This is a genomic window from Photobacterium lutimaris (genome assembly GCF_003025555.1).
GTDB lineage: Bacteria > Pseudomonadota > Gammaproteobacteria > Enterobacterales > Vibrionaceae > Photobacterium > Photobacterium lutimaris.
This window is the reverse complement of sequence record NZ_PYMH01000003.1, coordinates 281345-304585: the sequence shown is the minus strand read 5'-3', so window position 1 is coordinate 304585 and position 23241 is coordinate 281345. Positions and strand designations below refer to the sequence as shown.

At 46.1% G+C, this 23241-nt stretch carries 16 protein-coding genes; 7 read left to right on the top strand and 9 right to left on the bottom strand.

Features of this window, described 5'->3' with window-relative positions:
- Nucleotides 1-5: 5 nt before the first annotated feature.
- Nucleotides 6-1199: a glycine C-acetyltransferase gene (locus tag C9I99_RS10355; protein WP_107348793.1), complete on the bottom strand. Its 1194-nt coding sequence runs from the start codon at nt 1197-1199 to the stop codon at nt 6-8.
- A gap of 215 nt (nt 1200-1414) precedes the next feature.
- Between C9I99_RS10355 and C9I99_RS10350 the strand changes: the two genes are divergently transcribed.
- The 3 genes from C9I99_RS10350 to malZ all read left to right on the top strand — a co-directional run bounded on the left by C9I99_RS10350 (nt 1415) and on the right by malZ (nt 5026).
- Nucleotides 1415-2338, top strand: a complete 924-nt coding sequence (locus tag C9I99_RS10350) for a LysR family transcriptional regulator (RefSeq protein WP_107348792.1) — start codon at nt 1415-1417, stop codon at nt 2336-2338.
- A gap of 228 nt (nt 2339-2566) precedes the next feature.
- Nucleotides 2567-3016: a DUF4174 domain-containing protein gene (locus C9I99_RS10345; RefSeq protein ID WP_107348791.1), complete on the top strand. Its 450-nt coding sequence runs from the start codon at nt 2567-2569 to the stop codon at nt 3014-3016.
- 156 nt (nt 3017-3172) lie between these two features.
- The gene (malZ, locus tag C9I99_RS10340) at nt 3173-5026 is read left to right on the top strand and encodes a maltodextrin glucosidase (protein WP_107348853.1); all 1854 of its coding nucleotides are present in this window, start codon (nt 3173-3175) and stop codon (nt 5024-5026) included.
- 65 nt (nt 5027-5091) lie between these two features.
- Here the strand turns inward: malZ and C9I99_RS10335 are convergent, their stop codons facing one another.
- Both C9I99_RS10335 and C9I99_RS10330 read right to left on the bottom strand, forming a co-directional pair.
- The gene (locus C9I99_RS10335; protein WP_107348790.1) at nt 5092-6999 is read right to left on the bottom strand and encodes an ATP-binding protein; all 1908 of its coding nucleotides are present in this window, start codon (nt 6997-6999) and stop codon (nt 5092-5094) included.
- Between the two features lie 4 nt (nt 7000-7003).
- On the bottom strand, nt 7004-7852 hold the full coding sequence (locus tag C9I99_RS10330) for a sulfurtransferase (protein ID WP_107348789.1): 849 nt from the start codon (nt 7850-7852) through the stop codon (nt 7004-7006).
- A 408-nt stretch (nt 7853-8260) separates the two neighbouring features.
- Here C9I99_RS10330 and C9I99_RS10325 point away from each other — a divergent pair, with 408 nt between their 5' ends.
- On the top strand, nt 8261-9700 hold the full coding sequence (locus tag C9I99_RS10325; RefSeq protein ID WP_107348788.1) for a glyceraldehyde-3-phosphate dehydrogenase: 1440 nt from the start codon (nt 8261-8263) through the stop codon (nt 9698-9700).
- Between the two features lie 185 nt (nt 9701-9885).
- On the opposite strand, the gene ppsA is transcribed toward C9I99_RS10325, so the two are convergent.
- Complete coding sequence (ppsA, locus tag C9I99_RS10320) at nt 9886-12249, bottom strand: phosphoenolpyruvate synthase (protein WP_107348787.1); 2364 nt, start codon at nt 12247-12249, stop codon at nt 9886-9888.
- 754 nt (nt 12250-13003) lie between these two features.
- Here ppsA and ppsR point away from each other — a divergent pair.
- Nucleotides 13004-13837, top strand: coding sequence for a posphoenolpyruvate synthetase regulatory kinase/phosphorylase PpsR (gene ppsR / locus C9I99_RS10315; RefSeq protein ID WP_107348786.1), 834 nt, complete (start codon nt 13004-13006; stop codon nt 13835-13837).
- A gap of 245 nt (nt 13838-14082) precedes the next feature.
- The gene (locus C9I99_RS10310) at nt 14083-14763 is read left to right on the top strand and encodes a hypothetical protein (protein ID WP_107348785.1); all 681 of its coding nucleotides are present in this window, start codon (nt 14083-14085) and stop codon (nt 14761-14763) included.
- A 269-nt stretch (nt 14764-15032) separates the two neighbouring features.
- Here the strand turns inward: C9I99_RS10310 and fruA are convergent, their stop codons facing one another.
- The 3 genes from fruA to fruB are packed head-to-tail and all read right to left on the bottom strand — an operon-like array spanning nt 15033 to nt 18883.
- Nucleotides 15033-16775, bottom strand: coding sequence for a PTS fructose transporter subunit IIBC (fruA, locus tag C9I99_RS10305; protein WP_107348784.1), 1743 nt, complete (start codon nt 16773-16775; stop codon nt 15033-15035).
- Between the two features lie 21 nt (nt 16776-16796).
- Nucleotides 16797-17762: a 1-phosphofructokinase gene (gene pfkB, locus C9I99_RS10300; RefSeq protein WP_107348783.1), complete on the bottom strand. Its 966-nt coding sequence runs from the start codon at nt 17760-17762 to the stop codon at nt 16797-16799.
- 2 nt (nt 17763-17764) lie between these two features.
- Nucleotides 17765-18883 carry a fused PTS fructose transporter subunit IIA/HPr protein gene (fruB, locus tag C9I99_RS10295; protein WP_107348782.1) on the bottom strand — a complete coding sequence of 373 codons (1119 nt, stop codon included), beginning with the start codon at nt 18881-18883 and terminating at the stop codon, nt 17765-17767.
- Between the two features lie 364 nt (nt 18884-19247).
- Here fruB and cra point away from each other — a divergent pair, with 364 nt between their 5' ends.
- Nucleotides 19248-20246 carry a catabolite repressor/activator gene (cra, locus tag C9I99_RS10290; protein ID WP_107348781.1) on the top strand — a complete coding sequence of 333 codons (999 nt, stop codon included), beginning with the start codon at nt 19248-19250 and terminating at the stop codon, nt 20244-20246.
- 48 nt (nt 20247-20294) lie between these two features.
- On the opposite strand, the gene C9I99_RS10285 is transcribed toward cra, so the two are convergent.
- Both C9I99_RS10285 and C9I99_RS10280 read right to left on the bottom strand, forming a co-directional pair.
- A complete protein-coding gene (locus C9I99_RS10285) occupies nt 20295-21830 on the bottom strand; it encodes a GTPase family protein (RefSeq protein ID WP_107348780.1) in 1536 nt (511 codons plus the stop codon).
- Nucleotides 21811-22944 carry a YcjF family protein gene (locus C9I99_RS10280; protein WP_107348779.1) on the bottom strand — a complete coding sequence of 378 codons (1134 nt, stop codon included), beginning with the start codon at nt 22942-22944 and terminating at the stop codon, nt 21811-21813. The genes C9I99_RS10285 and C9I99_RS10280 overlap by 20 nt, the downstream gene beginning before the upstream one ends.
- Nucleotides 22945-23241 lie beyond the last annotated feature (297 nt).

Here is a 23241-nt window from a genome sequence, read left to right as displayed (position 1 = left end):
TGGGATTAAATAATGCCCATGTCCTTGCCCACTTCGATGAAGGCATTGATCGCTTTGTCTAGCTGCTCTGGAGAGTGCGCGGCTGACATCTGAGTACGGATACGTGCTTGGCCCTTAGGTACAACAGGGAAAGAGAAGCCAACAACGTAAATACCCTTCGCCAATGCACGCTCGGCGAACTCAGCGGCAACTTTTGCATCACCTAGCATAATTGGGATGATAGCGTGATCGGCACCGCCCATCGTAAAGCCAGCCGCTTCCATACGAGTACGGAATTGTTCAGCGTTTGACCATAGGCGGTCACGCAGGTCGCCACTTTCTTTTAGTAGATCGATAACGCGGATAGACGCATTAACAATCGCAGGGGCAACAGAGTTAGAGAATAGGTATGGACGAGAACGCTGACGTAGCCAGTCAATCACTTCTTTCTTACCTGATGTGTAGCCACCTGAAGCGCCACCCATTGCTTTACCTAGCGTACCCGTGATGATGTCGATACGGTCAACAACATTGTGGAACTCGTGCGTACCAGCACCGGTTTTACCCATAAAGCCAACAGCGTGAGAGTCATCAACCATGGTCAATGCGCCGTATTTGTCTGCTAAGTCACAGATAGCGGGGAGGTTAGCCACGACGCCGTCCATTGAGAACACACCGTCAGTCACGATAAGAATGTGGCGAGCACCGGCTTCTTTTGCGGCAATCAACTGCTGCTCAAGCTCTTCCATGTTGTTATTCGAATAACGGAAGCGCATCGCTTTACATAGGCGAACACCATCAATGATCGACGCGTGGTTTAGCGCATCAGAGATGATTGCGTCTTCTTTGCCAAGGATTGTTTCAAACAAACCCGTGTTGGCATCGAAACAAGAGGTGTAAAGAATCGTGTCTTCTTTACCTAAGAAAGTGGATAGTTTCTGCTCAAGCTCTTTGTGAATGTCTTGAGTACCACAGATAAAACGTACAGACGCCATGCCGAAACCGTGCTCATCCATACCGGCTTTACCCGCTTCGATAAGCTCAGGATGGTTAGCAAGACCAAGATAGTTATTCGCACAGAAGTTCAATACTTCTTCGCCAGTACTGATAGAAACAGCAGCTTTCTGCTGAGAAGTGATAATGCGCTCAGACTTGTAAAGACCTTCAGCTTTTACTTCTTCGATTTGCTGATTGATTTGATCATAAAATGCGGCAGACATGATGTTCCTCACAATAATATCGTTCAACCGGCTGCCACCAATTGACATCCGGTACAAACACACGGTGAAACCGTCTATTTGAGCAATATTTCCATTTATAGATTAGGTGATTTACCTGCAATTATTGCAATTTCACAGGATCTTTGAACTCTAGCCATTCTAATCAAAGAGCAATCAGACTATTATCCCCTCTCGTGGAAAAGGTCTCGTGAATTATGGACACAAATAAACTTATTGCCTTAATGCCAGAGCTGGCAGTATTTAAAATTGTTGTTGATGAAGGCAGTTTCACTGCAGCAGCAAGAAAGCTGGGAGTGACCCCTTCGGCCCTGAGCAAACAGCTTTCCCGGCTAGAGCAAACCCTATCAGCCAAGTTGCTCGTACGCACCACCCGCAAGCTGGTCATTACCGAGTCGGGTAAAGGTATTTACAACCAATGCGGTACCTTACTGGAAGCGACCAAACAAGCGGTCGAATTCACGGTCTCTGAACACGAAACGCCATCCGGATCGTTGACAGTGGCCGCTCCTAAAGCGTTCTTGAGTATTGTTTTACAGCCTATGGTACTGCCGTTTCTCACTCAGTACCCTGAAATCGAGTTGAAACTCAAAGCGCGCGATGGCGATATCGACCTTATCTCTGAAGGGATTGACGTGGTGTTCCGCCTGACGGAAAAACCGACCGAAGGGTTAGTGCTAAAACACATGGGAAAAGTCAGCCTGAGCCTCTGTGCCAGCCCCGATTACCTTGATCAAAGAGGGATACCTAACCACCCAACCGATCTGTTACAGCACGACTGCCTCTACCTCGGCGAAACACCGACTGATCATATTTGGGACTTTGTCAACGATGGGGAAATGCACACAATCCCTGTTTCTGGTAGATATGCGGTCAATCACTCCCAAATGCGCCTGCGTGGTGTCATGGATGGCTTAGGTATCGGTATCTTCCCAGACTTTGTCATCAAAAGAGCCTTGGCTGAGGGTGACGTGAAGCCGGTATTGGAAGACTGGACCATCAAGGGCAACTACCAAGGCGACATTGCTCTGCAGTTTGCCCATACCAAATTCATGCCTGCTCGTCTGCGGGTCTTTATCGACTATGTCGCAGAGCACATGGCGAAATACACGGTTTCTTGAAGTAGGGTCCTCCCCTACTTTCCTTCCTTGACCCACCTATCACCCAAGTCATCTCACTGAACCAGGCGCGTTGAAGTTACTTGGGTATATACTAATAAACACAACAATGAGACAACACTCGCACCTTTGATCCAATCCGACATGAAAGTCGTTAGTTATTGGCAGCAGCGCTGATTTATACAGCGTCATCACCCGCTTTCCCACCTACCATCAGGAAGGAAGACGACAATGAGTAAGCTGTTAACAAGTCTATTGGCGATAATTCTGGTTGGTTTTAGTGTTAGCGCCCTGTCCTACCCTACGGGTTCTATGCATTGGAATCACCGTAGTATTTTGTATTTCGCACCTGAAAAAGATCAGCATGTAAATACCTTTATCAAGGAATCGCTGATGCATGACTGTATGCTACAAGAGCGGGACATCGTAGTGGTGGTCATGACCAAAGACGGCTATAACAAACCAACAGATGTGTTCAGCCCGGAAGACATCGTGCGCTTGGAAAAGCTCTACAACATATCTCGTGATACCCATACCGCTATATTGATAGGTAAAGACGGATTAGAAAAACACCGATGGAATAAACAGACCAACTGGCAGCACATCTCCCAACTTGTTGACAGCATGCCACTGCGCAAAAAAGAAATCGCTTATACCTCTAACAGCCGCTGCTCAATCTAGTTGCGGCTGACATTTTATCTACATATTTTCGACTCACTCACAGATCGACTCTACGCCCCCTGCTACGCCTATATTTTTTGCTTCGGGAGGATTCTATTTTCATGCAAAAGCAGTAAGGTATTGGGCACATCGACTTTTGAGGGCGGAATAACAATGATGACCAGGCCTTTTTTTTACCACGGACAGGACACCCACTGGGTAACGGTTTCAAAACACTCTCTAACCCTAACGCTTGTCAGCGAAGCTGACACACTGATTTCCACAATTTTCATTCGTTGTGAACCAGACAACGAAGAACTATTGATAGATATGGAAAAAGGGAAGGCCGAAGGTAGGCTCCAGTACTGGCATGGCCAAATCCCACTGAACCATGATAAAGCCTTAACCCATTACTGTTTCAAAGTGATGCAGAACAGCCGCCAATGGTGGCTGGACAGCAAGGGGGTCAGCCCTCGAATGCCTGGTAGGGAGTCACATTTCAAATATAACGCCCAACATCAGCCACCGCTGTGGGTCAAAAGTCAGGTGTTCTACCAAATTTTCCCAGATAGATTCAACAATGGCGACCCATCGATCAGTGTGGTGGATAACGAGTACTGCCTAAAGGGCGATGAACGCCCGACTATCGCCAAAGAATGGGGGGCCCCCGTATCGGGTTCGCATAATAGCAATGGTCCGAATGAATTCTACGGCGGTGACCTCAAAGGGATTGAAGATAAAATTGATTACCTTGAAAAGCTCGGCGTGACGGCACTGTATCTGAACCCTATTTTCGAAGCGCCGAGTAACCATAAATACGATACCACTGATTACACCCGTATCGATCCACACTTGGGAAATAACACACAGTTTGCCGCCATGGTTGACAACCTCCACCAGCGTAATATGAAAATCGTGCTGGATGCGGTGTATAACCATACCTCAGTCAACCACCCATGGTTTAATCGCTATCAGAAGCAGCAAGAGTTCGTCGGCGCATTTGGCAATCCTGACTCCCCTTTCCGCAATCACTACCAGTTCGATGGTGACAGCGAGCATTACATTGGTTGGAAAGGTATAGATAGCTTACCCAAGCTCAATTTTTCGAACCCAGAAGTCCAAAATTATATTTATGCCGGCGACGATGCCGTGATCAAGCAATGGCTTCGTCCGCCGTACAACATTGATGGCTGGCGTTTTGATGTTATTCATATGCTCGGTGAGGGCGTAGGGGCTGCCAATAATGCCCATTATGTCAAAGCCTTCCGCAATGCCGCGAAATCAGTCAATCCTGACTGTTATATCTTAGGTGAACACTTCTTTGAAGCCACCAGCTGGCTGGAAGGTGATCAGGAAGATGGTGCAATGAACTATTACGGTTTTGCCCACCCGGTGAGAGCATTTTTTGCTAATAAAGATATCGCCTATCATAACTGTAAAATTGATGCAGCTGAGTTTGCACAGTGGCTAGAAGAAGTTCGCGGTAAAGTGCCGTGGCAGAACCAACTGGCACAGCTTAACCAGCTGGACAGTCACGATACCATGCGCTTTTTGACGACATTGGAAGGCGATCAAGACACCATGAAACTGGCTCTACTGATGCTATTTACCTATGTCGGCACACCGTGCATTTACTACGGCACAGAAGTAGCACTAGAAGGAGGCCATGATCCGGATAACCGCCGTTGCTTCCCTTGGGAACGAACTGAAACCTCAAATTCTACTTACGACTTTATCAGCAAGCTCATCGGCACCCGTAAAGCCCACCTTGCTTTGCAGGAAGGAAGTCTGCACTGGCTGCATGCCGAGCAACAACAACTGGCCTACGCCCGAACTCTGGGGAGTGAAACACTGCTTACCTTAATCAATAACAGCAACGCATCAAAAGCGCTGACCCTGCCGGTTTGGCAGTTAGGTATCGCTGATAGCGCCGTTTTGACCGAGTTGATCACTGGCGACGAATGGGAATGTAAAGATGGGGTGCTCAATATCACTCTTGCAGGAAAAGAAGGCTTACTCCTGACGTTGTAATGCACCACAGAGTAATAATCAATAAGCCCTGACTGTGAACTGTCGCATTATAGTCAGGGACTTTTTTAACTCACGGCATCCGTACTCAGTACACCGAGTAAAGTGCTAAACAAGTTAATTTTGATAATGGGTTTCGCGAGGTAAGCATCCATCCCCGCATCAAAGCAGTGCTGTTTTTCACTTTCCATCACATTCGCTGTGAGCGCAATGATGGGAACCTGTCTACCATTAGTGGTCTGCCTTATCATTTCTGTCGCTTCCAAGCCCCCCATCTCCGGCATTTGACAATCCATTAAAATCAAATCCGGTCTGCGGTTTTTCATATAATTGACAGCTTGAACCCCATTATCAACCACATCGATGTTGGTTAATCCCATCGATTTAAGGAAAGCAATCACCAACTGTTGGTTCACGTGGCTGTCTTCCGCCACTAAAATACGAGTATGAGCAAACTGCGATAAATCACATTCTGTACTTTTAGGCGGCTCCAACGGCTTGATACCACTGACCGCTAACGCTTTTTTAATCGAGAGTCGAAATGAGAACTCGGTCCCCTCACCTTCTTGGCTGATCACCCCGAGCTTTGCCCCCATCAACTCACATAACTGGCTGGAAATAGTCAACCCAAGCCCTGTACCACCGTACAGCCTTGAAATAGAACCGTCAGCTTGCGTGTATGACTCAAAGATGCTTTCAATCTTATCAGCAGAGATCCCTATACCACTGTCAGAGACCCGAATGCATAAGTCCGCTTCATGAGCTTTATCTTGCAAAATCTCGACCGATACATTCACAAAACCACAGTCGGTGAACTTGACGGCATTTCCTAGTAAGTTTGTGATAACTTGCCGCAAATGCTGTTCATCACCATTAAAGTAACAGTCCTTTTCGGCCGGTAAGCTAATGTTCACTGCAAGGTTTTTTGCTTTGGCATCTAATCGAACCGTTTGCACGCATGAATGGATTAGCTGGCTCATGTTAAAAACCGTTTCTGATACTTCAACCTTTCCGCTTTCAAGTTTAGAGTAACTTAAAATCTCGTTGATAAGAATTAATAACGAACACGCAGATTCTCTAATGTACTCAACCTGCTGACTCGACTCATGATCCAGGTTCCGTTGTTGCAGGCACTGAACAAAACCAATAATACCATTCATCGGCGTTCTGATTTCGTGGCTCATATTTGCCATAAATTCGCTTTTCACTCTAACGGCGCGATCCAACTGTTCGGCTTGGGATTCTAGTGCTTGGTTAAGCTCTAATAACTTTTTGTTTCTAAAAAACAACTTAGCATCTGAAGCCTGTATCTTTCTCGCTAAGCACCCCACCTCACTATCCGACTCTGTAAGTTCAAGTAAACTGACTTCCCCTTTCCCCACTAAAGAAAGCTGTTCAGTAATCATAGAAATTGGTTTAGTGACACGGGTATAAACATAATAAAGAATAAAACACAGCATAAGAATGAAAGGCAACGAGAGCTGTATTAGGGAAATCAGCAAATCTTTTACTGTATAAGAACCTTGATAATAAACGGTATAATGGGCAATAACTTCACCACCAAACGATATATCGCTGACAATATTAAAATGAAAGCCTGAATTGAATACTCCCGCTTGCTTAGCGTCGGTAGACGATAATCGACTAACAGGGTTATTCTGATAGCGATGGCTCAATTGGCCTTCAAGATCAAAAATACTTACCGCCGAGATTTCATCATAATTAGAAAAAAAACGGTTTAACTCAATGGAGCTTTCAAGGTCGGGTCTTAGAAACGTATCGATAACCAACGGTGAAGAGGTATTCATTAGCACCTCAACATTCCTTGTCACACGCTTTAGGTTTTCTTGGTAGGTGAAAAGCAATGATACGAATATTGAGGCCAACATGATTAAGCCAATAACAACAAAAAGTCTGCGAGCCAGTACACCTTTGGTACACATGGCGACTGTTGATTTAATTCGACGGCCCGCCATATTATTACTCCCTTTCAAGTTCTACCGGTAACTGTCTCGTCGTCCAGTCAATCCAAGAGCCATCATATAAAGCAACATCAAATCCCGCCCTTTTAAGAACGTAAAAACCCAGTGTGGAGTTTCTGCCTAAATTACAATAGGTAATGTATTTTTTATCTCGTTCTAGGTGACTGATGGAAGAAGCCAATTCAATATTACTTTTTACAACCTGCTGCCCCGCTTCATCCTTAACCAAGGATGAAATAGGAAAATGTAAAGCCGAGGGGATCCTGCCATAAGTACTGCTCATGGATTTTCGCCCTTGGTATTCGTCTAAGGTTCTAACATCCAATATGGTGTAATTTTTCGAATAAGTCGCCAACTTGACGACGGTGGTACTGGCATAGACCGATGCATCAAAATTAGGCGTGAATTTGCTTCGCTTAATATTCTGTGCTTGGCGTTCAATCGGTTGGCTCTGGGACCATGCTGAGTAGCCGGGTTCGAACACCGTTACATTGTCATGACCATAAAGTGTCAAAATCCAAAACAAGCGAGCCGCACTAACAAGATCGCCATTGTCATACACGATAACCTGCTTCTCCCGTTTCAGTCCTTTCTCTCGAAGCAACGACGTAATTTGCGTCCGACCTTTTACGTACAATGCCCTGTCTTTATTGAAATACGCTTGGCCAAACGGAAAGCTAATAGCACCGGGAATATGTCCAGTGTCATATTCCTTTTTACTCCTACCGTCATAGATGATGAGGCCAGTACTCTCTAACTGGTTTGCAAGTTGTTGAACCGACAAAGCCGATGCGGTCGATGGCACCAACAACAAAGCAACGAACAACAATATAAAAGTAATTCTCATGACTTAACCTATTTGCTCTCTGGGCCAAGGGCCGCGCATTATTAGTAATGACTAACACACCAGCAAAATACGCACCAAGTTAGCGACGCAGTAATCTTTTGTTTATAAAGAATTAATTGTTATCGCAAGCACTGATTTGCAGATATATTCAATTTGAGAGTCAAATTGCTAACGTATTTGTTAACGTTCAAAAATAAGTCCTGCCATATTTTACGGTCCACAAGTTAGGGGCTGTTAAAAGCTTGCACCATGTCACTGTTTCAGCCTGCGCGAGATCACATTTATAAGCCAATAATTTTACTAGGATAAAAACCACACAACCGTTACACTCACCGCCATAAAATTATAACAAAAACATTACAACCCGCTCTGCGGTCTCTTCCCTAACGTGAAAGGTCCTAACTAACGATGAGTCCAGAAAAATACCTTCTCGACTGGCAAACAAGCCAAACCAATGCTGAATCTATTTCCCCGCTATTGGGTCAGCTTTATCGGCAAAAAGGCGTTGAAGTCCTGATGTTCGGCAAACAAATCGTAAATACCTCAGTCATCGATATCGTTAAATCCCACCGTCTTTCCCGCCGCTACACAGGTTCTGAGCTGTCACCTACACAAACATTACCGCTGATTCAAGCACTAACGGCCCTAGACCTATCACCTTGCCGTGTCGATATTGGCCAGCTTGCGCACAGCTACTGGTCAAACAACGAAGGTGAAGCCAATATCAGTGATTACCTACAAACTGCATTATTGGAATCACTAAACAGCACCCAATCTGTTGAAACACGCGATGTGGTTCTTTATGGCTTTGGCCGTATCGGTCGACTACTTGCACGACTATTGGTAGAAAAGAGTGGTCAAGGTTACCCACTTCGCCTTAAAGCAATAGTGGTTCGAGGTGGCAAAGACGGCGACTTAGAGAAACGTGCTAGCTTGCTCAGACGAGATTCGGTGCACGGCCCATTCAATGGCAGCATCACGGTTGATGAGCACCGCAAAGCGATTATCGTCAATGGTAACTATATCCAAGTCATCTATGCCGACAGTCCTGCTGAAGTCGATTACACGGTTTTTGGTATTCATAATGCCCTCGTTGTCGATAACACAGGCATGTGGCGTGACCGTGAAGGACTAAGCCAGCACCTAGGTTGTAACGGTTCGGAAAAAGTTCTACTAACCGCCCCGGGTAAAGGTGATTTGAAAAATATCGTCTTCGGCGTCAATGAGTCTGTGATCCAAGAAGACGATACCATCATCTCGGCGGCCAGTTGTACTACCAACGCCATTACCCCGATCCTAAAAGCAATCAATGACAAGTACGGCATTGATTCCGGTCATATCGAAACGGTGCACTCGTTTACCAACGATCAAAATCTCATTGATAATTTCCACAATGGCGAACGCCGTGGTCGTTCTGCATCGCTGAACATGGTCCTAACCTCTACCGGTGCGGCGAAAGCGGTCGCCAAAGCCTTGCCTGAGCTATCAGGAAAATTAACAGGAAATGCGATTCGGGTACCAACCCCCAATGTTTCTATGGCCGTTGCTAACCTGAACCTCAATAGTCTTGCAGAAAAAGACGAGCTCAATGCCTACCTGCGAGATATGGCACTTAACTCGCCACTTTCAGGCCAAATTGACTATACCGAGTCGACAGAAATCGTCTCATCCGACATCGTCGGTTCACGTCATGCCGGTGTCGTTGACGGTGCAGCGACTATCGCCCAAGACCAACGCTGCGTCCTGTACATTTGGTACGACAATGAATTTGGCTACAGCTGCCAAGTGATCCACTGCATGGAGCAGATGATGGGCGTGCGTTACAAAACTTACCCCGAAGTGAAGTAGATTCCCTTCCATCACAATAATAATATTCCTAGCAAATTTTGCCGCCACGTTTACTGGCGGCTTTTTTTATCAACCATACGGTTAAATAATCAATCCCGTTAAAAGTACTTAAAACGACAATTAAAAATAAAAAGGCTCACATTATTTGTGAGCCTTAATAAACAGCTAATTTAAACAGTACGGAATTACTGCTTACCTAGATGCAACCAGGTTTCAACCACGGTATCTGGATTAAGGGAAACCGAATCGATCCCTTGCTCCATCAACCAATCAGCTAAATCATCGTGATCGGATGGGCCTTGGCCGCAGATCCCGACGTACTTCCCGGCTTTGTTAGCCGCTTTAATCGCCATCGCCAGCATTGCTTTGACGGCTTCGTTACGCTCATCAAACATATGGGCAATTTCACCGGAGTCTCGGTCAAGCCCCAAGGTCAATTGAGTCATATCATTGGAGCCAATCGAAAAACCATCAAAGTACTTTAGGAAGTCATCGGCTAAAATCGCATTGGAAGGCAATTCACACATCATGATCACCTTCAAGCCATTTTCGCCGCGGCGAAGATCGAACTTCGCCAGTATATCAATCACCGACGCCGCCTCGCTCACGGTGCGAACAAACGGGATCATAATTTCGACGTTTTTCAGCCCCATGGTTTCACGAACCCGCTTAATAGCGTCACACTCAAGTGCAAAACAATCTTGGAATTGCTCTGAAATGTATCGTGATGCACCACGGAAGCCAATCATCGGGTTTTCTTCCGTCGGCTCGAAGTTAACACCACCCACCAAATTGCGATATTCATTCGACTTAAAGTCAGACATACGAACAATCACGCGCTTTGGCCAGAAGGCCGCTGCCAGCGTTGAAATCCCCTCGGTGAGTTTTTGAATATAAAACTCAACCGGATCTGGGTAACCGCTGATTCGCAGGTCGATTTCAGCTTTCAGCTCATCAGACTGCTGTTCATAGTTAAGCAACGCTTTGGGGTGGATACCGATCATTTTGTTAATGATAAACTCCAACCTTGCTAAGCCGACTCCTTCGTTGGGGATACAAGCGAAGTCAAAGGCTCTATCCGGGTTGCCGACATTCATCATCACTTTCAGTGGCAAGTCAGGTAGGTCATCAACCGCGGAGCGTCGCACTTCAAAGTCCAACTCACCTTCATAGATATACCCTGTCTCCCCTTGGGCACATGAAACGGTGACACGCTGGCCGGTTTGCAGAAAATCGGTCGCATTACCACAGCCAACCACAGCCGGAATACCTAACTCGCGAGCAATAATGGCTGCATGGCAAGTTCGGCCGCCACGGTTAGTGACAATCGCCGCCGCTTTTTTCATCACCGGTTCCCAGTCAGGATCTGTCATATCAGCAACCAGTACATCACCCGCTTGTACCTGATCCATCTGTGACAGATCGGAAACCACACGGACTTCACCACTGCCAATTCGCTGGCCAATTGCTCGGCCTTCGATCAGAGCATGGCCTGTTCCATTAAGGTGGAAACGCTCCATCACAGTGGCATCATCGCGCGAGCGAACCGTCTCTGGTCGAGCTTGAACAATCAATAGCTCACCAGTGATGCCATCTTTGGCCCACTCGATATCCATTGGTCGTCCATAGTGCTTCTCGATAATCAGCGCTTGCTTGGCCAAAGATTCGATTTCTTGATCGGTTAAGGAGAATTGCGATTGTTCTTGTTTGGAGGTATCGAGGATTTCAACCTGCTTTCCTAAAGATCTGTCGTCGGTATACACCATCTTGAGCAATTTAGAACCGATAGTACGACGTACAACGGCAGGGTTACCGGCCTGTAAAGTTGGTTTGTGCACATAGAATTCGTCAGGATTCACAGCCCCCTGGACAACCATTTCACCAAGGCCCCACGAAGAAGTAATAAATACCACCTGGTCAAAGCCAGACTCGGTATCCAAGGTAAACATTACGCCAGATGACGCTTTGTCCGAGCGCACCATTCGCTGGATGCCCGCTGATAATGCAACCCCTTTATGATCAAATCCCTGGTGAACACGGTAAGAGATAGCGCGGTCATTAAATAGCGAAGCAAAGACATGTTTCACCGCTTCGATAACCGCATCGATACCACGCACGTTAAGAAAGGTTTCCTGTTGACCCGCAAAAGAAGCATCAGGCAAATCTTCCGCTGTTGCTGAAGAGCGGACGGCCACTGACAGCATATCGTCACCCTGTGCCAGCTCTAGGTAACACTCACGAATATCCTGCTCCAGTTCCTGTGGAAACGGTGCCTCTAGAACCCAATTTCGGATAGTCTCGCCAGCTTGCTGCAAGGCATTTACATCTTCGACGTCAAGTTCGTCGAGTAACTGGTAAATGCGCTCATTGAGTGCGTTTGCTTCTAAGAACTGATTAAAGGCATATGACGTCGTTGCGTAGCCATTCGGTACTTTTACCCCCGCATTAGCCAAATTCGCCACCATCTCGCCAAGAGATGCATTCTTACCACCGACCTTGTCAACATCATTCATTGACAAAGCATCGTACCAGACAACATTCTGTTGCACGGCAATTCTCCTTATTGGATTCAACAGTTTAAAGCAGGTAACCCTTTAGTAAACGATTGCGTTTTACTGCAAAAAAAAGCAAAAAATCAATTTTCCGCGCAAACCATCAATCACGTCTCCTTAAGTGCACTTCACCAGATGTTCACGTCGGCAAAGTACCGTTACCCTATCGGTTATTGTTATAAATATAAGTGCTAAAATTCTGTCAAATCTTTTAATTTTCAATGACTTGAAAACGTATATGTATATACGATACCGCTGGATATACGCACATATATAAACACTCTCTTATTGGCGGTAGGTCTACATGTCGCAGCATTAATGCTCTGTAGCACCTAACTTCTGCTTTCAGTTTTTCACCTCTAATCAACTTTATCTAGCAAATTATCAAAAAAATTTGAAGCCCATCAGGTTTTTGATCTAGCTCAACATTGGTAGGTCTGTGAGATATTCACCGTAAAGATCATCTTTTAACCTTTAAAATCAGTAAAATAGCCAACATTTAGAGTGGTTATCAATCAACCAATTTATAGTGATGAAAATACAAGCTACCTCAGCAATACTTGAGTTCACACAAGCCCCTTATCTCCCTTCATATCAATATTTGTAAAAACCTATAAAAGCTGATGTGAAATTATCGAACACAAGATTGCATAAAAATGTGATGATAAAGAGAGAAAGTTGTCTGTTAGACGATTATATTGAGTGCTACGCCACTTACCGCTAAAAAATATATTCAAGGATTAAACTTTTAATGCAATCCAAAACCAAGTTTCGTAGTGTATTCTTTGTTTCTGACGGTACGGCGATTACCTCGGAAACCCTTGGCCATGCTGTGTTAGGTCAATTTGACATTACTACTCGTCAAATGACCTTACCGTTTGTTGAAAGCATTGAACGTGCCAATAGTGTGAAGCAACAAATCAACCAAGCCTACGACAAAACAGGCATTGAGCCATTGGTGTTCTATTCCATTGTGCTCCCAGAAGTTAAAGCAATTATTGAGCAGAGCAACGCCCACTTCTATGATGTACTCAACGCGCTAGTTGCCCCCTTGAGTAAAGATCTGCAGCTCGCACCGCAACCTCAACTGCAGCGTTCTCATAGCATTGGCAAAGATGCCGACAGCTATCAAGACAGGATTGCAGCGATCGAATATACCCTTGCCCATGACGACGGCGTGTCGCTCAACAATCTGGAACAAGCTGATGTTATCCTGCTTGGCGTATCACGCTGCGGTAAAACACCGACGTGCCTCTATCTTGCGATGCAATTTGGGATCAGGGCTGTTAACTACCCTTTCATCGCAGAAGACATGAGTAAGCTTCGCCTCCCTACAGCCATTGAGCCCTATCGTTATAAAACCTATGGACTCACTATCGATACAGAGCGGTTAGTCGAAATCCGCCACGAGCGTTACGCCAATAGTCACTACGCGAGCGTTGAGCAATGCGAGAGCGAGCTCGGAAAGGTTGAGGCGATGTTTCGTCGCGAAGCTATTCCATATCTTAATACCAGTCGCCTCTCTGTAGAAGAAATTGCCACTCGGTTACTCGATATCAGCGGCCTGAAACGTAAGATGTGCTAACCCAAATCACTGGATTATCTCAGTGTCTGTTTATCGGCGAGTATTCTGTTTTTTACTACTCGCCGTCGTTATTGAGGATGATTATCACTATCTGACCGCAAAATCTCAATATTGAGAGATAAAAAAATACAAAATTTCAATCACTTATTAATTTCTTATTTTTCTCCCTATTATTCATCAAAAAATTATCAATTCTTGAAATATGCTTACTCTGAGCTTCAAAAAAATAATAACGAGGTTCCAAGATGATTAGGGTTGCGCTTACAGCGATATCAACAGTATTTCTAGTTGCCTGCGGTGGTTCGTCAAGTGATTCGACAAAGCCGACCGTCGATACGATGGATGATGTTAGTGTTAGAACAATTGGTATTGATAAAGTAAATATATCTGGCGAAGACGTTGACTTCTATATTAAAGAGTCAAATGTCAGCGGAATTTTATTTGATGAAAACAATAAAACACAGTCCGTTTCAGACTCAGATTCTTATTATCACAAGATCAGCTGGTCATCAGCAACACCTATGACAATTGATGTTGGTGTTCAAGATACTAACACTCATATTAAAGAGTCAAAATCTGAAGATATACTGCTGAATAACAATGAAAAACTTTGGGCCATCGCATGGAGTGACAACGGTGAGACTACCTTGTCGACGAATGTACAAAACCCAGCTTCGATTGAAGATAAATACCGCGTTCGCATCTTTGCCGTAGAAGATGCATGGGTACAAGTTGTCTCAACGGCAGTATCCAGTACAGAAGTTAAGAAAGGTAATTTCTCTTCTCAAATGATTATAAGCAATTGTAGTGGGGAACTTTACTTAGGTGCAAACCAGCGCGACATTTGCGATTTAGATATAGGGAAATCTTATTTATTAATTGTTGACGGGGAAAATGTGCTATTAGCAGCAGAAGAAAAACAATAACTATATATAACAACTATAAAATGATAATTATAATTTAGGGTAAATATAAAAATAATATTGCGCTTTGTATTACACGCAAGGAATGCCTACATAATATATACGTCTGTCTTAACAGAGATAAAAATATAATTTTACTTCATGGAATGATAACTCTGTTAATCTCTAGGAGATTTTTGGGACAAACGCAAAGAATACCGTAGGCAGCGGTGGCATAAGCCCCGGCATTTTTGCCGGGGCTATCTTTATTTAAATCTTGCGAATATCGGTACTTACTTTGCTTCGGCTACAGCTACCAGTTCTTCATCAGACTTTTTCAAGAACGCATATGTCACACCCGTTACAATCGTACCGGCCGCAATCGCCACCAAGTACATCAGTACAGGTGAAATCGCATTTGGAATAAACAGAACGAACAAACCACCATGCGGAGCCATTAGTTTGGCACCAAACAGCATCGACAGCGCACCTGTTAACGCACCACCCGCCATACAGCTTGGGATAACACGCATTGGATCACGCGCTGCAAATGGAATCGCACCTTCCGAGATAAAGCATAAACCCAATACGAAAGACGCTTTACCGGCTTCTGATTCACTGGCGTTAAACTTACGTTTGGCCAAGAACGTTGCCAAGCCCATACCCAGCGCAGGCACCATACCGGCAGCCATGACTGCCGCCATCGGCGCGTAAGTTTGTGACGCCAGCAAACCAACACCAAAAGTATATGCCGCTTTGTTGACCGGCCCGCCCAAGTCGAAACACATCATACAGCCCAGAATAATACCTAGCAGTACAGCATTAGCAGACCCCATGTTGTTGAGGAAATCAGTCAGGCTAGTCATTGCCGTGGAAACTGGACCGCCTACCACGTAAATCATGATAAGACCTGTCACCAAACTCGATAGCAACGGAATGATCAAGATTGGTTTCAATGCTTCCATCGATTGCGGTAGCTTAACGTGCTCTGCAATAAACTTAGCACTGTAACCCGCAAGGAAACCTGCAACGATACCACCAAGGAACCCCGCGCCCGTTGAGCTTGCTAGCATACCACCAATCAAACCTGGTGCGAGACCCGGACGATCAGCAATCGAGAAGGCAATGAAACCTGCCAGTACTGGTACCATCAGCGCAAATGCCGAGCCACCGCCAATCGTCATCAGAGCAGCAGCCAGTGTTCCCTCTTGTTCAAAAGCGGTAATACCGAATACAAATGACAACGCAATAGAAAGACCACCAGCAACGACCAATGGCAACATATGGGAAACACCGGTCATCAAGTGTTTGTACGCACCGGTCTTTTCTTGCTTTGCATCTCTCTCAGATGCCGCACCCGCTTGGTGCTGATAAGGTGTCGCTGTTGAGAATGCTTTTTCAAACTCTTCTGTCGTTTTCTTCAGAGCCGCACCAGTACTGGTTTTATACAGTTTTTTACCCGCAAACCGAGCAAGGTCCACTTCAATATCTGCCGCAATGATGACCAAATCCGCTGCCGCAATTTCTTCTGCGGTAAGTTGGTTCTTCGCACCGACTGAACCACGAGTCTCAACTTTAATCTGATGGCCCTGACGCTTACCTTCCTCTTCCAAAGCCTCCGCGGCCATAAAGGTATGCGCAACACCTGTCGGACAGGCGGTAATCGCTACAATTTTCTTGCTAGCCGACTCACTGCTTTCATCTTCGGCGACACAAGTCACCTGAGTTAAAACTGTCGCATGGTTAACGGCATGGGAAAGCGCCCCTTTCGGATCAGCCAACACATCTTCAATAGAGATTTGGGACAGCTTCTTACCTTTGAAGCGGGTCGTATCTACAGCGGTATTCGCAGCCACGACGATGCAATCTGCTTGTTCGATAACAGTCTGGCTCAACGCCTTGACTGGCACCACAGAAGACTGGCATTCAACTGCTGCTGTCCATTTAAGATCTGCTGCTGCTTTTTCAATTAAGCCAGCGGCAATAATGCTATTTGCAATGCCACTCGGACATGCTGTTATTACTGCAATTTTCATTTCAATACCCTCTGATCCGAATCAGCTATTCACGTTATTGAGTTGGACATTTTCTTTTACTTTCAGCACCTGGTTGATATCTTCTACACCAACCCCTACTTGGCTGACGGCCAATGCCGACAATGCTGTGGCAAAGCCCAATGTCTCTTTTTTATTCCACTGGTTGATCTGTCCCCAGCACAATCCTGCCACTAATGTGTCTCCAGCACCCACAGTACTCACTACACTCATTTTCGGTGGCTGGGATCTCAACCAGCCTTCACTGTTAAGCCACATCACACCTTTTGCACCCAGAGATACAACCACGTTGGCAATACCTTTTCCTGAGAGTTGCTCAGCCGCTTCCAACAAAGCATGTTCAGATTCAAGTTCACGTCCGGCCCAATCAGCAAGCTCTTCGTCATTAGGTTTGACCAACCAAGGCGAGGCATCCAAACCTGCGGCAAGGGCAGCCTTGCTGCTATCGAAGAACACCTGCTTACCGTTATCGTGCAACCATTGGATCCACTCAGCGCATTTTTCAGGGGTTATACCTCGAGGGAGGCTACCTGCAATCACGAACACATCATGGCTCTCGGCCAATGTGTACAATGTCGTTTCGAAAGCCTTGAGATCGTCTTCACCCACTTCGACACCCGGGAAGTTGATGTCACTAACCTGGCCATCTAGTTCTACCAATTTGACGTTTATTCGGCTGGCACCCTGCACCCGTACAAAAGCGTCTTTTGCACCGAGCTCTGCGAACAGCTGGCAGAACGGCTCTTGATTATCGGCACCCAATAGGCCGGTCACAGTGACGTCCGCACCTAATTCTGCCAGTACTTTCGCGACATTCACGCCCTTCCCTGCTGGGTGCAATGTACCGGTATTAACTAAATTCACTGTGCCTGGGTTAAGAACATCGAGACTACCGGTGAGATCCAAGGCTGGATTAAGCGTAACCGTCACGACCTTTGGCTTGCTATTGATACTTTTAGATTCAGTCATACCTATTTACCTTCACCAAGGCCATCGGCAATTGCTTGTCCTATTGCGACTAATGCTTCATCTGCATCATCACCCTTTGCCGTGAACTGTAATTCGTGGCCTTGCTTCACGCCTAAAGCAATCACCTTCATCAGGCTCTTTGCATTAACCGCTTTACCTTCGCTATTGAGGTTTGAGACCAAGATGTTGCTGTTGAATTTCTTGGCAACGCTCACCAGCATGGCGCCTGGACGGGCATGCAAACCGTGCGGATTGCGGATCTTGAAGACGTCAGTATTGCCATCCAGTGCTTCTTCGGTCAGAAGCGTCACGACCTGTTCGGCAGTAGAAGTGAATAACTTGCCGGCTTGATTGGTGAACAACAGCTGGGCCAGGTAATTCATGTTGTTAATATGTGCACCATTGCAAGCAGCAACAAACAAAAGACCTTTTACGGGGAAACCGGCTTCTTCAATAGATGTGGCTGGTGTAACAAATGACAAAGCCGTACGACTGACCCCTTTGCTGCTTTTTGCTACCCACAAACCCTGACCCAGGTGAGTCGCACCAGATGCAATCGCATCGGCAACAGTCTCGTTACTGGCCGATTGATGGTTTTTCACCAAACCAGCAGCAACAGCGGTTAGCTGAACGAGATCGGTAGCAGGAAATGTAAGCTGGATATAACTTTCATCAAAATCAGCTTCCAGTTGTGCTTCACCATTTAAAATAGCTATCAAGCCTTCAGCACTGTCACTTGTTTTCAGCTTCTCCTCTACCCCATCAGCAGACAACACTTTGGTTAACTGCTTAAGGATACCCAGGTGCTCATCAGATTTCGCCGCGATACCAATCGCAAGATACACGGTTTTACCATCGCCCCAGCTAACGCCTTGTGGGAAGTGGTGGACGCGTACTCCCGTTTCTTTAACTAGATCACGGGTGTCTGTTGTGCCGTGTGGAATCGCAATTCCGTTACCAAGAAATGTAGAGTTTTGCGCCTCGCGATCCAGCATGCCGCGAACATAGCCTGTTTCAACTAGGCCCTGCTGTTCCAAACCAGCGGCAATCGCTTTAATCGCTTCCTGCTTATCTATTGCTGATTGTTTGAGCTGAATGTCTTTTGTTGAGAGTGACAGCATGTGTTTACTCCAGTTTCGTTAAACCTGGTGAAGACCGGTGGCCTTCTCTCCCCGTCTACACAAATATAAATCAAAATGACCAACTGCATATTTTGCTGACTGAATCGATTCAGCTTTTGGTCAAAATAAAATTCCAGCAGAGTTTAGTTCAAAATTATATCGCTGCTGAAACCATTCAGCTGACATGCTGAATGGTTTCAGCTAAAATTGCAAATGTGCCTACGAGATCGTGAGTGAATTTATGATCCGACGCACATAAGGGTGCAACTATATGCGCACAATTCAACGAGTCAGCCTCTTTCTGTTCGTGATACGAACCAGTAGAATGAAAGTTGCCTGCTAACTGTAACCAACAAGAATCAGAATGAAGCTAGACGAAATTGCAAAACTTGCCGGCGTATCCCGTACCACAGCCAGTTACGTGATAAACGGAAAAGCACAGAAGTACCGGATCAGTGAGAAAACCCAGAAAAAAGTGATGGCCGTTGTGAATGAGCACAACTTCCGCCCTGATCATGCAGCGACGTCCCTTCGTGCAGGAAGCAGCCGGTCTTTCGGCTTGATCATCCCCGATCTTGAAAACAGCAGTTATGCCAAGTTGGCTAAACTCCTCGAGCACAATGTGCGAAAGGCCGGTTACCAGCTAATCATCTCCTGCTCGGATGATGATGCTGAAACTGAAATGAAAGTGGCTGAAACGCTGTTGAGCCGGCGCATAGATGCGTTGATTGTGGCGAGCGCCCTGCCGACCGATAGCGACTTCTACCAACGAATCCAAAAAGGTGGCGTACCTGTTATTGCTATCGACCGGGCGATGAATGATGAAATGTTTGCCAGTGTGATCAGTGAAGATCTAGATGGTGCTTTTGATCTCACCTTGAGTCTATTAGACAAAGAAATCAAAACGATAGGGTTAGTGGGAGCCGTACCAGAGTTGGGGGTATCAAAAGAGCGTGAACAAGGCTTTCTATCGGCTATCCGTTCGTACAGCACCCAAAAACAACAACCTGAAATTAGATCGCTAATAGCCAATGGCGATCATTTCAGCCAGCAACAGGGTCAGCGGCAGGTACAATGCTGGATCGACAATGACTGTATGCCAGATGCGATTCTGGCGACCTCCTACACCTTATTTGAAGGTGTACTCGATTGTTTGCTAGCCAATCCGGAATTAATGCAGAAAACCCACCTGGCGACATTTGGTGATAACCGCCTACTCGATTTCTTGCCAATAAAGATACAGTCATTACCGCAGCAGTTTGAGCTCATAGCCGACAATGCATTGGAGCTGGCACTCAATGCCATCGCGGGCCGTTACCGCACCGGAGTGGAAGTGATCCCGCGAAAAATTAAGCGCCGATAAAAAGCATGCTTGGGCCCGTTGAATAGACCAAGGCCCAAGTCATCATGTTTAAGCGGTATACCGCTTTACCGCCACCTTACCTAACCGGTACAACCGCTTTGCTTGTTTCGTCAGTGCGTCGCTCTTATGCTCAATACGACGCCGGTTAAGCTGAGTATTTACGCCATCTTGAAACGCACTCAGAAGTGCCTCTGCCAAGCAATCCATATTATAAGGTTGCTCATTTGGCGGCATCGCGACGATAACGTCATCGTCAGGCATGAGCTGTGCTTTATTGAAATCAAGCGCCGCTTTTATCGTGTTGGCTTTCGCTGATTGTGGCGCTGACAAATCATAAGGCGGCTGCCACTCTGAGGCTGGAGATAAACGGTCAACCTGATTAAGCACCATAACGATTTTTGGCTTTTTACGGCTACGATTCTCAGCCTGCTGATAGTGTTCATCAAATTGCTGGCGAAGTATCACATCGCTTTTTCTCGCTGGCTGATTGGCTTTCAACACCCAAAGGACAATATCACTTTGCGCCATTTGCTTAATCAGTCGTTTATTGGTCGACTCTTGCCCATCAATACCCGGAAGGTCAACCAAGTGGATAATATCAATTCCATCGACATAACAACGATGAACGACAATATTTTCCGTTGAAGGGATAGCGCTCACTTCAGCCACCATATTGCCAACAAACGTATTGACCAAAGAAGACTTACCCGCACTCACCTGACCAACAATAGCCACCCGGAGCGGCTTTAGCTCCTCAGCAAAGTGTTCGCTGTCTGTATCGCTGTTGTTCAGCTCTCCTTCCGCGGCTTTATATCGACCACTGTATAGGTCGATTGCTACTGACAGAACTTCCTGCAGCAGGACTTTTTTCAAATTGTGCTGGACTTCCTCACTAACTTCATCAAACAAACGGCCCAGCAATTGCCCCCTCGCCTCTGCGACCAAGCCTGCTGGTGTCATCGCTCTAAATACCCGGTATACATCATAGAACTTCTTGGCAGCGCCAAGCTTTTCTTTATGCTGGTACCCTTGCTGAAAGTAGGACAGCTTCAATGTTTCTGCGAAGGGAATATGATTAAGCAGAAAGAGACGGTAGCGATGGCTCACCTTCTCCAGCATCAATAGAAATTCCGGCGCGGTAAAAGACAAGGCTTGGGTATCGCGTTCAGGATAATATTGACTCGCAACCGCCATCGACAACGCTAAGGCATGCTCCCTTAACCCCAGCCAACTGTCATCCTGTTCGAGGTGGTGGGCTATTGCTGGGTTGAGAACATGCCAAACCTCAAGATCAAATTCACCCCACTCACCGGATGGCGCGACATCATAATCACCACCGAGCCGAATACCCTCCTCTGAAGATTGCCGACGCATCTTCCGCAGTGAAATCGCGCCCGCAATAACGACCAATGAGGAAGAGGCAATCAATACCGATAAGAACAACCATTGATCATCTTGAATAATCCGAAATAGCCCCCAGCCGGCCAACACGAATACCGGTATGATCAGCGAGGCAAAAACTAACGGCGCAACGCCTGATGAAATGCGCGTCAGCAAGCTGACGCTATTGATGGTCTTTTTCATGACTGTCTTTTGCCTGCTTTAACGCTTGTTCGAACACATGGCGAATATCACTCTCACTAACCGTTTCCCCGCGACTGATATGATAGAGATACTTGCAACCCGCTCGGCCTATCGCATAGGTAAGACCAAAGCTAATCGCAACCGCAACCGCGCTGCCTACCGTCTGCCCATATACCGGAATAAACTTCGCCAACTGCCTCACGCCCAATTTAGTGGCGTATTTCAATGCAAAGCTACTGCCTAAAAGACCTGCGAATTCTGTAAAACGCTTTCGGTTCCACTCCACCCCATATTGCCGCGCCAAGCTATGCAGCATTTTTCCTTGAATGGCCGGCACCGACACCAAGCCTACACCAGGAAGCGCATCTGAAGCCGCCGCACTGCCGGCATACCACATCACTTCTTGTTGAAGTTTATGGAAATTACTTTGCTCAGCATTACCATGCTGCTGTGATTGCTGCATCAGCTGAATAATCGGCAGCATTTCTGCTAGCTGCACATTCAATGCTGATAGACCAAACAATTCATTATTTTGGGCTGCTACACTCTCAGGATTGGTGGCCTGGAAGTCCACATTAACCGACATCAACGTCGTTCCCCATACTTTCTCCACCTGCGCTTGGTTATATCTAATCGCTTGGAGCCGTTGCTCTGGGTCGATAATTGACAAACACGCAGTATGGACCACCAGCAGACTGTCAATACGGCCATCTTTGCGGATTTTCTTCAACGCCGATAGCACATCACTCTGCTCCGGCTCTTCAGCTTTCATGACGACCAATAACGCATGACTTTGTGCCTGACAGGCCGATATATCCTCAGAAGGGTCATAATCAGCTTCTGATAAGCCACGTGTATCAAGAAAACGCAGCACTGGGTTTTCAGCGGGAAAAGCATATTCAACAGCGGTCTGGGTACACGGCTGGAAGCCATTCCCCACTTCTACCCACTCATTACCGGTGACTGACGCAACAAGCGTTGACTTACCCGCCCCGGTCTTTCCCAGCAACCATAGCGTTGGCAAAGATGACTCCCACTGCTGGTTAGCCGCTTGCAGGGCGGGATCTCTCTCTGGGTTGATGTACTGGTAAATATTTTTGAAAAAATGCTGCATTAAAACCTCTTACTCACCATCATACACCTGATAATACCTGCATTTATGCCAAACACAATTACCGCTCAAGTCTCTGGCTAACCGTTAATAAGGAGGGCATTATTGCGCTTTCGCATAAGTGGCGTGCAAACAATATAAATAATATATATCAGTTATTTATATTCAATTCCTGTACGATAAATAGATTAACTTTAAGACGAGCATGAGATAAATATGCAATACACTGTTGGGGTAAGGTCAATGTGTGCCTAGGGCGCAAATCGTTGGTTACTTTTATATAAAAATAACCAACGATAA